We start from the raw sequence: 15935 nt of genomic DNA, 5'->3' as shown, positions 1-15935 counted from the left end.
CTTCTACAATACCCGATATTTCTTCAGGCTAACAATTGTCAGTGCAATAAAGACAATGGCGAAGCTAGCAAGCACAGTTAAGTTTAGAGCAATATCACTCAATGCGTAGCCCTTGTACATAACGCCATTCAGCGCATCTGCCGCGTAGTAAAGGGGCATAATATGACCGATATTTTGCAGCCAGTTTGCCATGCTATCAAGCGGAAAAATGCCTGAGAAAAATATTTGCGGCACAATAACTAACGGAATAAATTGCATCATTTGAAATTCGGATGTTGCAAAGCTGGATAAGAGGGCTCCTAATGATAGTGCGACTAGTGCTACAACAATATTGATTAATAAAACAAGCCAAATCGAGCCAACATGCACAATATCCAATACATAAATGCCAAATAAAACGATAATAATTGTTTGTAAAAAGGCAAACAAGCCGTAGCCAATCATATAGCCTGCTACAATTTCATAGCGCTTAATCGGTGTTGCTAATAGGCGTTCCAATGTTCCTGATGTACGTTCTTTTAATAGCGCAATGCCAGTAATTAAAAAAACGAAAAAGAAGACGAAAAAGCCAATAAGCATCGGGCTAAATGTATCGAAAATTGTTGTATCTTTATCACCATAAGCATAATCTGCTGACAATGTGTGAGCCGCTGTTGGCTGCATGATTTGAGCTAGTTTGGCTGTCAGCATTTTTGCAGTAGATGGATTGTCATTTAATAAAGTGAGCTGGATATTTCCTTGCTCCATATTGAGCCAGCCATCATATTGCAGCTCCTTTAATTGCTGCACTGAAAAATTATCTTGCTCAATAATATGAAAATCTGTTTCCTCAAGATTGTCAATTAAGGGTGCTGTGTCATTAGAAACAACTAAAGTGATGCTTGCTTCATTGCTGTTAAAAATAAAGGACATTAATGTTAAGACAAGCAATGGCGCAAGAAATAAGAGTGCCAATGTGCGGCGATCTCGTCGCATTTGTTGTATAATTCGTGTCACAATTGCAGCAATTCTCATAGTACCTCGCCTCCAGCCTTTAAAAATACTTCATCGAAATCCTGAGCCTCGTAATGAGCTTTCAATGCTTGAGGAGTCCCTTTGGCAATAATATGTCCATCCCGCAGCATAATTAATTGGTCGCATTTCTCTGCTTCATCCATCGCATGTGTTGTCACTAAAATTGTTTTTTGCTCATCATTTTTTAGGCGAACAAGCTCTGACCAAATTTCCTTTTTTAATACAGGGTCAATGCCAACAGTCGGCTCATCTAAAATCAATAAAGGCGGATTTTGTAGCAGGGAAATCGCTAAAGATAATCTGCGCTTCATCCCGCCAGAATAATTGCCTACTTTATTGTGTAAATCATCCGTTAAACGGACAAGCTGTGCGGCATAAGCAACGCGTTCTGCTCGCTCCTGCTTAGATAGCTTGTAAAGCTTCGCAAAGAACTGTAGATTTTCTTCACCAGTTAAATCTAGATAGAGTGCATCTGCCTGTGCCATATAGCCGATATCTATCAGCAATTGGCGATGTGGTACTTGCAAACCTAAAGCTTGAATTTCCCCATTATCAGGCTTTAACATCCCCATCACCATTTTAATAAGCGTTGTTTTTCCGCAGCCTGAAGGTCCAAGTAAACCGATGAGCTGACCTTTTGGGATTGTTAAGGAAAGCGGTGCAATCACCTGTTTATGATGGAAGCTTTTGGCGACATTATTTAATGAAATAGCATAGTTCTCCATAATCTTTTCTCCCTTTCATTGAACATCGTGTTGATATGCTTTGAATTTTACGTTAGCATTTTGACAAATACAATCAACAGATTATAAGCATATGTTCAGTGAATGGAGGAGTCTTATGTCAGTACATGAAAAAATGAATTCTGAAACGAAGCAAGCAATTAAACATGCACTTATTTCACAAATTGAAATGGTAGGCTTTGAGCGCGTCACAGTAAAGGAGTTAGCATTAACAGCTAAAATTAACCGTGGTACATTTTACTTACATTACACAGATAAATTTGCAGTAATGGAGGATATACAGCAGGAGCTATTGCATCACTTAGCAGAGTGTGTGCAAAAAATTCGCTTGCTGGATGCTACACATACGATACAGGCAGGGCAATTGTATCCACCATTTGTTGAGGTTATTCACTATATAAAAGAGCAGGCGACATTTTTTCGTGTGCTGTTAGGGGAGCAAGGGAGTCCGGTCTTTAGTATTGGAGTAAAAAATATTTTTAGTGAGCAAATTTTGCAAAATTTAATCATGATACAGGCGGATAAGCTGGATATGGAGTTTTCTAAGTACTTACGTGCCTTTATTTCCTCAGCTGTTTTAGGGGTAATTCAAGAATGGCTAGCAAATGGGAATGAGCAGTTAAGTGTGGAGAAGCTTTCAATGATTCATTTTCGTCTAATGAAGTTTTTAGGAGAGATGTGGAGCTACAATTAGTAGCTCCATATTTATTAATCTGCAATGGGTTTACAAAAACGCGTATTGGCTAGTTTTATACGTCCTACATGGAAATTGTTAAATTTTAGTAATTACCCATAATTCAACAAATATATTGAGGCTTTAATTTATTTTGATGAATATTGTTATTTATATACGTATCAAGATAAGAAAAGGCAACTCAAACATAGTCTTTGTTCTGCTGTCATCTCTTATTACCCATGTTAGTGTGCATAACTATGACGGAATCCGTACCTCTCGACGTAATGTTCAATTTTCAACAAGCTACCTTCACATTGTCTACGATAGTTCCATCCCTCAAAGGAAGCAGACACTGCCCATTTTTGTTATCGTATCACCTTGATGTGTATAAAATTACTTGGACGTGCTTCACACAATTGTATGTTGGTACCTCCATTTTCATTGCTACCTTTTAATTTATATCGTTTTATTTTTTCTACGTATACTTTTTATTGTTCTAGTCTTGTATATGGCCAATTGTAATAAAGTTCATTTTTGAAATTTATTGGGGATGGATGATAAATATACTGTTCATCAATTGATATGATTTCTGGAAAATCTGCTAAGACTTCTGTCGCAGCTGTACTTAAGATGTCTTTCTCAAATTCTGATGGTTCTTCATCAAAAAAAGCTTTCCAAATTAAGTGGTTATTATTTTCTATTTTTGCGTAGACTGCTTTTGTATTTTTAGGAATAGCACAAAAAAGGGCTTTCTGAGCACTTAAGATAAGTTTGGTATTAGGTTTAATATGTTTAATGTATTTTTCATACATATCCATTTTTAAGTCACTCCTTTTCGAAAATTCATAATATACTATTTTTCTGCTATTTTCAAATAACCTTTTTTTGATATTATGACATTAAATTTATGATTAGGAGGGATAAAATGAAAAAAATAAGTGTAAAATTTTCTTTTGTAGTAATGTTTTTGCTAATTTTTTCAACTTCAGTATTTGCTCAAAGTGATATGGAGACAGTTGATGTAGAAACAACTGTTATTGAAAATGTTTCATTAGAACAAAATGTGATTGTTCAACCATTTTCTAAAGTTAATCCTTCTCTTAAAAATACTAACTTTTCTGGGTCAATAGTGAATGTTCATGGAATAAATTATCCAGGTTACATAAATGTGAATAAACAAAGGAAACATATCCCTAATACACCTGAGTATATTCCGGGAAGAAGCATTTTCCAGGGAACTGTTGATGATGCTACGGTTTTATTCTATCGTAATGCTGGAATGGGAGTAAGAGTTGATGCGTATAAAGAACGTATATCTGCTCCTGAATATATCGGTATTTATATAAAAAATGATGGCAGTGGAACCCCAGCAGCATATCCAACACGTAACGCTATAATTCATTATTCAAATACAGGAGCTCATATAGTTCCAGCAGCTCCATAAATAAAACATACTAACATTAGTAGCACAAACCATAGTCAGGATTTGTACTACTAATGTTAGCCTCTTTATTAATCTACAATGATAACCCCCATTAACGAAGCAAGCTGAACCGCTTGTGACGATGATACTTTACAACCATTTAAACTATCAATCGAAATCGTCAATGTTTCAAAATTCGATGAGCTAATGTCGATGCCTTTCAATGAAGTTTGCTCGAAATTGGCATCATTCAAATTGCAGCGAGTGTATTCAATTCCTTTAAATTTGCACTCATAAAAGTCCGAATTTGTTAAAACTGCCTCGTTAAATATCACCTTTTCTAGCTTTGCACTGTCAAATGTAACTAAATGTAAAATGCAATTGTCGAATTTAACATTGCCTAAAGAAGATGTAGGAAATTGGCTTCCTAATAGCTTACAGTTAATAAACTCTACGCGATGAATGGAGGATTTACTAAAATTTACGTTGGATAAATCGCAATTTTCAAAGCGGACATCGGTTAATTGGATATGGCTGAAATTTGTATAATTAAATTGGCAATTTTTTAATACGACTTGATCAAGTCGAACCCGTTCGACTTCCTCGTTCATAAAGGAGCTATCAATAATTTCACATCGTTCAAGCTCAGGATACTCCTCATTTAAAATAGTTGAGAAATCCCTCTTAGTTAAAGAAGAAGGAAGTTTAGGTAGATTGATTTTCATTATAAGAACCTCCAGCATTTTGAAGAAGTTGATCTATTTCATTTACAGGTAGTGGCTTGCTGAAATAAAAACCTTGTATGCTATCACAGCCAAACTGCTTTAATAAATCCCATTCCTTTTTTGTTTCAACACCCTCTGCCACAGTTTGTAAATTCAATGTTTTACCAAGCTGGACAATTGTTTGGACAATGGCAGCACTGTTTTCATTTTTGCTTATATGGCGTATAAATTGGCGATCAATTTTAATTTGCTGGACAGGGAGATTTTGCAAATAAGCAAAGGATGAGTAGCCTGTACCAAAATCGTCAATTGAAATGGGGAAGCCCATTGCTCTTAGCTCAGCCATTCGATTTCTTGCAGCATCGCGGTCTTCAATCGCCACATTTTCTGTAATTTCTAATATCAAGCTTTGTGGTGCTATACCAGCTGATTGTGTGCATTGTAATAAATATGCAGGCAAGTTAGCAGAAAGGAAATGCACGGGTGATAAATTAATGGACAAGCTTAAATGCTCCTTGCCTTCAGCATGCCATTTTTTGAGTTGTGCAATCGCTTCTTGAATAACCCATTCTCCAATTAATTTAATAAGCCCTGTTGATTCAGCTAAGTTAATAAAATTGATAGGAGGAATAAGCCCACGCTCTGGGTGCTGCCATCTAATCAATGCTTCAAAGCCTTCTATTTCCCCCGTTTTACAGCACACTTGCGGCTGATAAAATAATTGAAATTGCTTTAAGTCGAGCCCTTTTTGTAAGTTCATTTCAGATAAAAGATTTTCTTTCATAGATTTGTGCATTGACGGTTGATAAAATCCGATTGCTTTACGAGATTTTTGTTTTCGTGCATGCTCAAGTGCAATTTGCGCGACCTGCAAGCCGTCCTTGACATTGTCTACATCAGCAGGATAATAAGCAGCGCCATAGCTAAATGTTATATAGACTTCCTGCCCTTTAATAATCATCGGTTCTTTTAAGGCATTTGTAATTTTTTTATTTAGGAACGGCTTGTCCTTATGCGCAAGCGGTACATATATGACGAAATGATCGAAGCCAATGCGAGCGATGATTGCTGGTTCAGGAAATGCGCAATATAGACGCTGTGCGAAGTTTACTAGCACTTCTTCTCCACCTTCATGGCCAAGTACACTACGGATATTTGTAAATTGATCTAACGTCATATAAATGAAAATGCCGAGCTCATCTTGAGCTAAATATTGGTCTACTTTTTTATAAAATGCATGTTCATTATTTAAATTTGTCAGCGTGTCTGTAAATGCTAGCTTGTATATATAGTTTTCTGCCTCTTGACGGTGCAAGCGATCAAAAATAAAAGCAAACATATCTGCTACTGAAGCCAGTACATGCCTATGAACAGGTGTCCAATGGCGCTGCTGCTCAGAAAAACAACAAATGACACCACCTACGCCCCAATTTAAAACAATGGAGGCATCGAGCATTGATTGAAATTGATAATATTCAAGCGAGAGGCTTTCACGTAAGCCCTCCATTACGGGGTCTACTGCAATATTATCTACAGCCAGTGTTCGTTTATGTACAATTGCCTCAAAATAGGTCGGAATATAATGCTTTAAAAGAGTGACATTAGAAAAGGGAGAGGTACCTTTGCTGTCATAGCTCATTTCAATTGTTAGCTGTGTTTGCTCCTCATTAAACAGCCAAACTTCCACTCGTTCACATTTCATTAGTTTGGCAATATTTTTACACGTTTTTTCTAAAATAGGCTTAATGGATTGCCTTGATAGCTTTAATAACTCTTTATCTGAAAAGAAAAATTGCTGCTGAGTTTGATGAAGCTGCTGTAATAGCTCGTTTGCTTCTTCAATTGAAAAATCAAGTGAGTAACTCATGTATTTTACCTCTCTTATCGCACAATAAATGTTATTTAGTAAATTAATTATAGCATTAATCTCCTTGATTTTTGGAAGTTTATTTATCGGTAATAGGTATTTTTAGCTAAACATTTTTTTGAAGTCTATACTTTAATCATTTTTTTCTGAATATACTTGCCTTCACATTTTTATTAATTACATAAATAATTCAAGTCATGCTTTCACTTTCTTTTGCATAAAGTGTGACAGAAGCGAAAAGGAGGAGATGGACATGACATTACATCAAGAAAGTAATCGCTATACAATTCCGTCGGGCGAGCATATAGTGACGATTCGCAATCGCAAGCGAATGGACATGACATCAATAAAAGCAATTGAGCGTTTTGATCAGGAGGAATTTTTCATCCATACATCTCAAGGGCATTTGCTCATTCGAGGTGAGGAGCTACGCATCGTGCATTTAGACGTGGACAAGGGTCTCCTTACATTAGAAGGCAACGTGAAGCTTATGCAGTACGATGAAGAAGAAAGTGCAGCAAAAGGCTTTATCCATAAATTATTCGGATGACGATTTCAGCGCAGCTAATGAGTGCTGTCATCATGCTTGCAAGTGGTATATTTGTAGGCTGCGTGATTGACAGTACTCGAGCGGTATGGAGTAGCTTACCAAGGCGACAGTGGGTTCGGCAATGTGGTGTCATGCTAGAGCTTATCGTATGGATTGCGCTTGGATTTTGTACATTTTATTTTTTATATGTGACAAAGGGTGGGCAGTGGCGCGCTGTTGATCCACTATTTCAGCTAGCTGGTATTTTTCTATACGATAAATTGTTCAGGCGCTTTTTCCGATTTATTGGTCGTTTGTTTGTATTGCTTTTTATTCGCCCGATTTATTGGGTTATTTATATTATTAGTCGTTTCTTCCTAGTGTGCTGGCGTATATTTAGATCAATAGTTTTGTTTCTCTTTACCCCTGTCATGAAACTGTATAAAGTAATGACTAAATACCGCTTTAAAAAATAGTCTGGACAAAGTATAATGGCTGTACTATTCAAAATTGTGAGGTGAAGAGGATGGGGCAAAGAAATCATCAAGAACCATCACCTAACAGAGTGAGACAATTAGATAATGATTATATTCGTTCTAATGAAAATAATATAAAAAGCAAATATTCAAAGCAGCAGCTTATTCGTAGACGACGTAGAATGCTCGCTTTTTTAGTTGTAGCAGGTGTAGTGATTTTTAGTTTATCTAGTATGTTGATGAAGCAATATGACCGCCTTCATGTGAAGGAGGGGCAAAAAGTAGAGGTTCTTGCAGATCTTGAGCAAATTCAAGAAGTGCAGGACATGCTCAAGTTGCAAATTGCAAAGCTGGAAGATGATGAGTATATCGCAAAGCTAGCACGTAAAGAATATTTTATGTCTGAGGAAGGTGAAATCATTTTCACAATTCCAAAAGATGAGCAACAAGAAAAGGACGATGAATAATCGTAAGGGCGAATCCGTATTCAAAATAATGGATCGCCTTTCTTGGTATGAAATGGATTGGATTTAATACCGCGTTATTGACACAACTATCCTGTTCGTTATAATAGAATAGAAACGATTATCAATTATGATACGGTGTAGATATGTCTAAATTTTTAAAAGTTTCAGTATACTTAGTACATGACTTTTGAAGTCGCTTAATTTTTAAGGAGGAGCATTTTTTTTATGTCAATTGAAGTAGGCAGCAAATTACAAGGTAAGGTAACAGGCATCACAAATTTTGGAGCATTCGTTGAGCTGCCAGATGGCAAAACGGGTTTAGTACACATTAGTGAAGTGGCAGACAACTATGTGAAAGACATCAATGAGCTTCTAAAAGTAGGAGATACAGTTGAAGTCAAGGTGATGAATGTTGAAGCTGACGGTAAGATTGGTCTTTCAATCCGCAAAGCGAAGCCTCAACCAGAGCGACCAGAGCGTCCTCAACGTCCACGTCGCGATAATCGATCAAACGAGCGCAACGATCGTCAACCAAAAGAGACTTTCGAGCAAAAAATGGCGCGTTTCTTGAAGGATAGCGATGAGCGTCTTACAACATTAAAACGTGCAACAGAATCAAAACGCGGTGGCCGTGGAGCTAGACGAGGTTAATTTGTTTTCATTTAGCAAGCGTTTAGGCACTTACTAAATAAAAATAAAGCCTACGGTGGATGTCACAGATTTTGAAGAGGCGTTTCTCAGGCTTGCTTGAAAAAATCTGGACGCAATTACGCCGAGGCGTAATTGACTGGCTATTTCAGGCGTAGAAAAGGTGTAACATATAAGGGCTGTTCAACGAATTTGTTGAACAGCCTTTTCGTTTTACTACTTGTTTTGCGTTACTAGCAATCGAATAAGGGAGATGAAGCATACAATCCCTAAAATTAAGCCGATGCTAATCATAAGTATTTGTACGATAACAGGTAATTTTGCTAACAAAACGCCGCCGATAATTAATAGCATACTGAAAGAGCAAAGTAACGCTAAATATGTAAAGTTTTTAGTCATGCTTGATGTACTCCTATCTATGTCACTATATATAAGTATAATCAATCCATAAATTTTTTTCACATAAGAACTTCATTGGACATATCCTTCCTTTTTGTGACAGAGGATGTGATGAATGATTCACCAAATCCCTCACTTTCTCTCCTATTTGCCAAAAATTCGTCGAAACATTTTTTCTAGTTGCTTATATGAACAGACAAATTTTACGCTTGTAGTTTTATATAATGGCAAAAAAGCTAGAGGAGATGACGATATGACACGAGTGGAAATGCTAGAAACACCTTCTATGTGGCAAGGGCTGAAGGAGCATGCGAAAAATAAAAAGGTTACGTATAGTTTACAAGTAGCCTTTTTTATCATCGCCTATTTTTTAGCGCAGGCTGTATTTTTTGAAGCGACATTACCGTTTTTATTGCCATTTTGGGCAATTGTGCGATTGCGCTATGATAATTTGCGTACAACGGTTATTATTGGAGGCTTATTAGGCTCATTATCGTTTGGGTTAGGACAAGCTGTTATTTTATGCTTACAGCTTGGGGCTTTTGAGCTGCTATGTCGCTTCAAATTTTATAAAATGCCAACAGCCTTGGCGGTAGGGTTAGCTACCTTAATTGTTCAAATGCCATGGCAAAGCATTTCTTATGGTGGCATGCCTCCATTTCTCGTGTTGCTTTATGTAGGCTATGAAGTTGTACTAGCTGTATTGATGACATTATTTATACAGCTGTTCTTTGTACGCCCGTATCAGTTTTGGCAGACGGAATGGTCGTATGAGCGCATTGGTGCAGGCTTTGTTATTGCGGCGGCGATGCTTGGAGGAATGCAGTCGGTTGTTATTTATTCGCTCTCCTTAACAATCTTTATGCTGCATCTTATTATTTGTATCGCAGCGAGAGTAGCAGGTGTTCCGATAGCGACGATGACTGCTACAATTTTAGGAACTTTGCTAGGTATTGCAAGCCTGTCCTTTACTGGGATGCTTGCACTATATGCTGTGACAGGCGTCATTGCAGGAAGCTGTAAACGACTTGGACGACTAGGCGTTGCATTAGGTAGCATAGTACCTAGTGCTTTATTCTTTTTTTATGATGCGACACTCCCACTTGATATCGTATATTTCTTCTCAATTGTTATGGCAGCAACTATTTTTCTACTACTCCCACAATCATTATTTACAACACTACACGATTTATTTTACCCAGAGCGAGATGAGGTTTTATTAAAAAGACAGGCATGGATGACAGAGCATGCGACTGAAAACCTAATGCAATTCCAGCATTTCGTAGATTTTATGAAGGAGCTTGTCTTCGATCGTTTTACAGCTGATTATGTGCAAAAGAAAAAGATTGAGCCTTTAGCGACATGTATGAGCTGTTTTCGCTACGAGCGCTGCTGGGCTGATGCGGAAATGGCACAAACTGTAGAGAATTGGTGTACGGCAAAAGCGGCAACTAAACCTGCGGAAGTGTTACGTACAGAGGAGCAAGTGAAGCAAAAGTGTGTGAAGTCGACAAAATTGCTAGAGGAATTGGAAGCACAGCTTTATCAGGAGCAAATGAATGGGCAATTTTATCACGGAAAAAAAATGATTGCTTTACAGCTGCGTGATTTGAGTCGTCATTTACAGCGATTAATGCAGGAAATTAAAGAGGAGGCATTGTCCTTTCAATCTATTGAGGATGAGCTTATGACCGCATTTAAGCAGGCATATGTACCTTGCTTTCAAATAGATGTTTTACAAAGCAAACCAGGTGAGCGCATCGTTGTATGCTCATTGACACCGAAAAAGAGCAATCAATATGATATGTTACAGCTTTGCGAGCGCTTAATTGTGCCAATTTTTTATGATGTTTGGCAGGAGCCTTTATTTGTCGAGCATTATGAGATGAAACAGGAGCCTTTCCGCCATATGCAAGTACGTTTTCGTTCCGCTGTTCGCTATGAGCTGGCTTATGATAGCTATAGTCAGGCGAAGGAGCTTGTAAACGGCTCTGGTGATGCGCATGCTATTTTTCCAATACATGCAGGTTTAACAGCGGTTATGCTTTCTGATGGAATGGGACAAAATAAAGAGGCACAGCGAGAAAGTCGAAAGCTAATCCGCATGATGCGTGAATGTTTGTTGTATAATATGAATCCAGAAACAGCAATGCATACGTTACACTATGTTATGTCATTGAAGCGTGAAATAGACATGTATGCGACGATTGATTTTGCGTTAATCGATTTGCAGAATGGCACGCTTTGGTCATGGAAGGCTGGCAGTATGTCGACGTATATTGTGCGCGGACAAACTGTGATGAAACTTGATGGAACAAGTGCACCTGTAGGCTTTATGCCACAGTTTTCGGTGGAAACACAAAAAATGAAGCTACGTGCAGACGATGTGATTTTTATGGTATCCGATGGCTTATTTTCAAGTGAATTGAATTGGGACGAGCAGGAGTCCTATTTTTTAGAGTTAATTAAGCAAAGAATTGCCGAAAAAATGCCGATTGATGTGTTATTGTATGATGTAATGGCACATTATAAAGGGCGCTATGATATTGAGGATGATTGCACATTAATTGGTTTAACCTTGCAGCATATCATTCCACAGTGGGCAACGATAAAGGCTAATTAGTAAATTGATTTGGAGGTGGGAAGGTGGATTCATTCGAAGCAAATGTTATGCGTTATATCAAAAAGCAGCAATTAGTTGAGGCAGGAGACCGTCTTCTCATCGCTTGCTCTGGCGGCGTTGACTCGATGGGCTTGCTGTATTTTTTTCAAGCAATGCGAGCACAGCTACAAATAGAGATTATAGTAGCGCATGTGGACCATATGCTGCGAGGAGAAGCCTCCGCAGCGGATCGAGCGTTTGTAGAGGCATTTTGTGCAGAGCGGCATATCCCAATACATAGCATAGCGATTCCAATAGCTGATATGCATGAAAAAGAAGCAGGCAATTTACAAACGCTTTGTCGTAGAGAGCGCTATTTCTTTTTAGAGCAGATTATGCATAGAGAGGAGTGTACAAAGCTTGTGACAGCACATCACGCAGATGATCAGCTTGAAACGATGCTAATGGCACTTGCCAAGGGGGCCACAGTAAATGGCTTGCAAGGCATGGCAATAAGTCGACCATTTGCTGGAGGTGAGCTGATTCGCCCATTTTTAACTGTAACAAAGGCAGATATTGCAAGCTATTTACAGCAATGTGGAGGCACATATCGTGAGGATGCGAGCAATGCGAAGGATACTTATACGCGTAATCGCTTTCGTCATCGCATTATTCCACTGCTTTTAGAGGAAAATCCTCGTATTGCAACACATGCGGTGCAGCTTGCGAGCCAGTTGCAGCAGGATGATGCATATTTGATGGACTTAGCACAGGAGGCGTATGAGCGAAATGTGAAAAAAACGGCAGAAAGTTATACAATTGATATTCATACGCTTCAAAGAGAATCACCTGCTTTACAAAGAAGGCTCATTTTAATACTATTAAACTATATTTATAACGATTCAAGTACACTTCTTAGTCAATCATTATTATCATCTATCTACGCTTTATTTGAAACTACAAATGGTAGTGCAACAATCCATTTACCGAATCATTACATGATGCATCGTGCCTATAACATTGTGACCGTTTGTCCGAACGCAATATATGAAGAGCGTGTTGCAGATGTAATAACATTAAATAAATGGCTTGATTATGGGAATATACAACTATTTGTAGGAGCTGATGTCGGGCATCATGATGGTGAATGCTACTATTTTCAATCGAAAGCGGTAAGTTTCCCATTACATATTCGTACAAGGCAAGAGGGCGACCGTATTCAATTGGCAAATATGTCGCAGGCGAAACGGTTATCAAGGTTATTTATTGACTGTAAAATTCCTTTAGCAGAACGTGATAATTGGCCGTTATTAGTCGATGCGGAAGATGAAGTATTAGCTGTACTCGGTGTGCGTGTAAATAACAAATTTTCTAAGCGTCAACGTGCAGAGGACGATTGTGTGCTCATTGTACGTAGTGCTCATTGAAATTTGCAACAATTTGAGGGGGAATCACATATGATTCAAAATGATATTGAAAAAATTATGATTACGGAGGAGCAGATTCAAGAGCGTATTCGTGAACTAGGTGCACAACTAACAGCTGAATACGATCATAAATTTCCGCTTGCTATCGGTGTATTAAAAGGCGCTATGCCTTTTATGACAGATTTAATGAAGCGCTTCGATTCGTATGTCGAAATGGACTTTATGGACGTATCAAGCTACGGAAATGCGACAGTATCTTCAGGAGAAGTAAAAATTTTGAAAGATTTAAACACAAGTGTAGAAGGTCGCGATGTCATCATTATTGAGGATATCATTGATAGTGGCTTAACGTTAAGCTATCTTGTGGAGCTATTTAAGTACCGCAAAGCGAAATCGATTAAAATTGTGACGTTGTTAGATAAGCCTTCTGGACGTAAAGTGGATTTAAAGGCGGATATCGTAGGCTTTGAAGTTCCAGATGGTTTCGTAGTAGGCTATGGATTAGATTATGCAGAAAAATATCGTAACTTACCGTACATTGGCATTTTGAAAAGAGAAGTGTATTCATTCTAGAAATAAGAACATATGTAACGATTTTGACATAAATCGACTTTCACATATTTTCTCTAGGGCTTTTCATTGTATCAAAAAATGAACGTATGTTAAGATTTTATCTATAGTTTTTCTGTTATGTTGTGAGGAGGCTGGGGATGAATCGAATATTTCGATATACCATATTTTATTTATTAATTTTTCTCGTAATCGTTGGGATTTTTGGCACAGTAAACGGCAGTAATTCTGCTGTTGAAGAGCTAGATTACAAAAAGTTTTTTGAGGAGCTGGAGTCTGGCAATGTAGATACTGTCATGATACAGCCAGCAAAAGGCGTGCTTTCCATTGTCGGAGAGTATAAAAAATCAAATGATGAAGAGGCAAGCAAAAAGTTTACGCTGAATGTTTTACAAAACGATCAGCAGGCGCAGCAGCTTATTTTCGATCTTGAAAATAATTACAATGTAAAAGTTGAGCATGCACCAGAAACAAGCGGATGGGTGAACTTCTTTACAGGTATTATCCCGTTCATCATCATTATCATTTTATTCTTCTTCTTGTTGAGCCAATCGCAAGGTGGCGGTAATAAAGTGATGAACTTCGGAAAATCGAAGGCAAAGCTATATGACCAAGAAAAGAAAAAGGTTCGCTTTAATGATGTAGCAGGTGCTGATGAAGAAAAGGCAGAGCTTGTCGAAGTTGTAGACTTTTTAAAGGATCACCGCAAATTTACTGAAATTGGTGCACGTATTCCGAAGGGGATTCTACTTGTAGGTCCTCCAGGTACAGGTAAAACGTTACTTGCTCGTGCAGTAGCTGGTGAGGCAGGCGTTCCGTTCTTCTCAATTTCAGGTTCTGATTTCGTAGAAATGTTTGTTGGTGTCGGTGCATCACGTGTTCGTGATTTATTCGAAAACGCGAAGAAAAATGCGCCATGTATCATTTTCATCGATGAAATTGATGCGGTTGGTCGTCAACGTGGTGCTGGTCTTGGTGGTGGTCACGATGAGCGCGAGCAAACATTAAATCAATTGTTAGTTGAAATGGATGGCTTCGGAGCAAATGAAGGTATTATTATCATCGCTGCAACGAACCGACCAGATATTTTGGATAAAGCTTTACTACGTCCAGGTCGTTTTGACCGTCAAATTACAGTAGGACACCCTGATGTAAAAGGTCGTGAAGCGATTTTAAAAGTGCATGCGCGCAACAAACCGCTAGCAGATACAGTTGATTTAGCAGCGGTGGCACAACGCACGCCAGGTTTCTCAGGTGCAGACCTTGAAAACCTATTAAACGAAGCAGCTCTTGTAGCGGCTCGTAAAAGCAAAAAAACAATTAATATGGCAGATATCGATGAAGCATCTGACCGCGTTATTGCAGGTCCAGCGAAGGCAAGCCGCGTTTACTCAGCAAAAGAGAAAAAGCTTGTTGCTTTCCATGAAGCTGGGCACGTAGTTGTCGGTTTAGAGCTAGATGAAGCCGATACAGTGCATAAAGTAACGATTGTTCCTCGTGGGCAAGCGGGTGGTTATGCGATTATGTTACCGAAGGAAGAGCGCTTCTTCACAACGCGCCAAGAGCTACTTGACCGCATTGCAGGTTTATTAGGTGGACGTGTGGCAGAAGAAATCGTGCTTGGAGAAGTATCAACAGGTGCACATAACGACTTCCAAAAAGTAACGAGCATTGCACGTGCAATGGTAACAGAATACGGCATGAGCGATAATCTTGGCGCCGTCCAATATGGCTCAAGTCAAGGTGGCAACGTCTTCTTAGGACGTGACTTTAACTCAGACCAAAACTATTCTGATAAAATTGCTTATGAAATCGACAAAGAAATACAAAACATTGTGGACTCTCAATATGAGCGTACAAAGCGCATTTTAACTGAAAAGCGTGAGCTGTTAAATTTAATTGCAGGCACATTAATGGAGAAAGAAACATTAAATGCGCAAGAAATTGAGCATTTACGCGACTTCGGTAAATTGCCAGAAGCTGAAGTGGAAGCTGTCAAGGAAGAGCCTGTTGCGCAAGTGACAGAGGCACAACCTACTGTAGAAACAGCTGGCTCTACAACGGTGAATGAAGAGGTTGTAGGTGAGCAAACATCACCAACAACAGCTGATTTACCACAGGAGCATAAGCCTTTCGGTAAAACAGAAGAAGAACCACATAAGCCTCTAGGAAAAACTGTGCAATCAGATGAAGAGCAAAAGTAATGAAAGGAACTGATGGGAATTATAATTCCCATCAGTTTTTCTATTTTGAGAAGGATTTGCCGATATCACTTTCTTATAGTAGAGCTATTGACAAGCTGGAAAAAATGGTGGACAAAATAGCGTAAGTTTTTACGCTGATATGGTATGATTTTATGTAAACATGAA

The 15935-nt window shown here is 38.4% G+C and carries 16 protein-coding genes; 10 read left to right on the top strand and 6 right to left on the bottom strand.

Annotated elements, in window-relative coordinates:
- Positions 1–3: 3 nt before the first annotated feature.
- Together R6U77_RS04365 and R6U77_RS04360 are read right to left on the bottom strand one after the other, a co-directional pair.
- Positions 4–1014 (bottom strand): ABC transporter permease, encoded by a 1011-nt coding sequence (locus R6U77_RS04365; protein WP_319837581.1) that lies wholly within the window; start codon positions 1012–1014, stop codon positions 4–6.
- The gene (locus R6U77_RS04360) at positions 1011–1739 is read right to left on the bottom strand and encodes an ABC transporter ATP-binding protein (protein ID WP_319837580.1); all 729 of its coding nucleotides are present in this window, start codon (positions 1737–1739) and stop codon (positions 1011–1013) included. The genes R6U77_RS04365 and R6U77_RS04360 overlap by 4 nt, the downstream gene beginning before the upstream one ends.
- 115 nt (positions 1740–1854) lie before the next feature.
- Here R6U77_RS04360 and R6U77_RS04355 point away from each other — a divergent pair, with 115 nt between their 5' ends.
- A complete protein-coding gene (locus tag R6U77_RS04355; protein WP_319837579.1) occupies positions 1855–2451 on the top strand; it encodes a TetR/AcrR family transcriptional regulator in 597 nt (198 codons plus the stop codon).
- Positions 2452–2921: 470 nt separating this feature from the next.
- Here the strand turns inward: R6U77_RS04355 and R6U77_RS04350 are convergent, their stop codons facing one another.
- Positions 2922–3251: a MafI2 family immunity protein gene (locus R6U77_RS04350; RefSeq protein WP_319837578.1), complete on the bottom strand. Its 330-nt coding sequence runs from the start codon at positions 3249–3251 to the stop codon at positions 2922–2924.
- A 107-nt stretch (positions 3252–3358) separates the two neighbouring features.
- On the opposite strand from R6U77_RS04350, the gene R6U77_RS04345 reads away from it, so the two are divergent.
- On the top strand, positions 3359–3877 hold the full coding sequence (locus R6U77_RS04345) for a polymorphic toxin type 50 domain-containing protein (RefSeq protein WP_319837577.1): 519 nt from the start codon (positions 3359–3361) through the stop codon (positions 3875–3877).
- Positions 3878–3945: 68 nt separating this feature from the next.
- Here R6U77_RS04345 and R6U77_RS04340 read toward each other — a convergent pair whose 3' ends face one another.
- Both R6U77_RS04340 and R6U77_RS04335 read right to left on the bottom strand, forming a co-directional pair.
- Entirely contained in the window at positions 3946–4581 is a 636-nt protein-coding gene (locus R6U77_RS04340) for a pentapeptide repeat-containing protein (RefSeq protein ID WP_319837576.1), read from the bottom strand.
- Positions 4562–6448 (bottom strand): sensor domain-containing phosphodiesterase, encoded by a 1887-nt coding sequence (locus tag R6U77_RS04335; RefSeq protein WP_319837575.1) that lies wholly within the window; start codon positions 6446–6448, stop codon positions 4562–4564. The genes R6U77_RS04340 and R6U77_RS04335 overlap by 20 nt, the downstream gene beginning before the upstream one ends.
- A gap of 253 nt (positions 6449–6701) precedes the next feature.
- Here R6U77_RS04335 and yabP point away from each other — a divergent pair, with 253 nt between their 5' ends.
- From yabP to R6U77_RS04315, 4 genes are all read left to right on the top strand, one after another.
- On the top strand, positions 6702–6998 hold the full coding sequence (yabP, locus tag R6U77_RS04330; protein WP_293929495.1) for a sporulation protein YabP: 297 nt from the start codon (positions 6702–6704) through the stop codon (positions 6996–6998).
- A complete protein-coding gene (gene yabQ, locus R6U77_RS04325) occupies positions 6995–7453 on the top strand; it encodes a spore cortex biosynthesis protein YabQ (RefSeq protein ID WP_293929494.1) in 459 nt (152 codons plus the stop codon). Before yabP ends, yabQ begins: the two co-directional genes overlap by 4 nt.
- A gap of 50 nt (positions 7454–7503) precedes the next feature.
- Positions 7504–7920 (top strand): FtsB family cell division protein, encoded by a 417-nt coding sequence (locus R6U77_RS04320; protein WP_319837574.1) that lies wholly within the window; start codon positions 7504–7506, stop codon positions 7918–7920.
- A gap of 225 nt (positions 7921–8145) precedes the next feature.
- Complete coding sequence (locus tag R6U77_RS04315) at positions 8146–8571, top strand: S1 domain-containing RNA-binding protein (protein ID WP_107839005.1); 426 nt, start codon at positions 8146–8148, stop codon at positions 8569–8571.
- A 213-nt stretch (positions 8572–8784) separates the two neighbouring features.
- Here the strand turns inward: R6U77_RS04315 and R6U77_RS04310 are convergent, their stop codons facing one another.
- Entirely contained in the window at positions 8785–8967 is a 183-nt protein-coding gene (locus R6U77_RS04310; protein ID WP_293929492.1) for a sodium:potassium antiporter, read from the bottom strand.
- Positions 8968–9220: 253 nt separating this feature from the next.
- On the opposite strand from R6U77_RS04310, the gene R6U77_RS04305 reads away from it, so the two are divergent.
- The 4 genes from R6U77_RS04305 to ftsH all read left to right on the top strand — a co-directional run bounded on the left by R6U77_RS04305 (position 9221) and on the right by ftsH (position 15770).
- The gene (locus tag R6U77_RS04305) at positions 9221–11590 is read left to right on the top strand and encodes a SpoIIE family protein phosphatase (RefSeq protein WP_293929491.1); all 2370 of its coding nucleotides are present in this window, start codon (positions 9221–9223) and stop codon (positions 11588–11590) included.
- A gap of 23 nt (positions 11591–11613) precedes the next feature.
- Positions 11614–12996 carry a tRNA lysidine(34) synthetase TilS gene (tilS, locus tag R6U77_RS04300; RefSeq protein ID WP_319837573.1) on the top strand — a complete coding sequence of 461 codons (1383 nt, stop codon included), beginning with the start codon at positions 11614–11616 and terminating at the stop codon, positions 12994–12996.
- Between the two features lie 30 nt (positions 12997–13026).
- On the top strand, positions 13027–13569 hold the full coding sequence (gene hpt, locus R6U77_RS04295; RefSeq protein WP_293929489.1) for a hypoxanthine phosphoribosyltransferase: 543 nt from the start codon (positions 13027–13029) through the stop codon (positions 13567–13569).
- Between the two features lie 137 nt (positions 13570–13706).
- Positions 13707–15770 carry an ATP-dependent zinc metalloprotease FtsH gene (gene ftsH / locus R6U77_RS04290; RefSeq protein ID WP_293929487.1) on the top strand — a complete coding sequence of 688 codons (2064 nt, stop codon included), beginning with the start codon at positions 13707–13709 and terminating at the stop codon, positions 15768–15770.
- Positions 15771–15935: the final 165 nt, after the last annotated feature.

The sequence above is a fragment of the Lysinibacillus louembei genome, from assembly GCF_033880585.1.
In the GTDB taxonomy this organism is placed as follows: Bacteria; Bacillota; Bacilli; order Bacillales_A; family Planococcaceae; genus Metasolibacillus; species Metasolibacillus louembei.
This window is presented reverse-complemented; position numbering and strand designations above follow the sequence as displayed.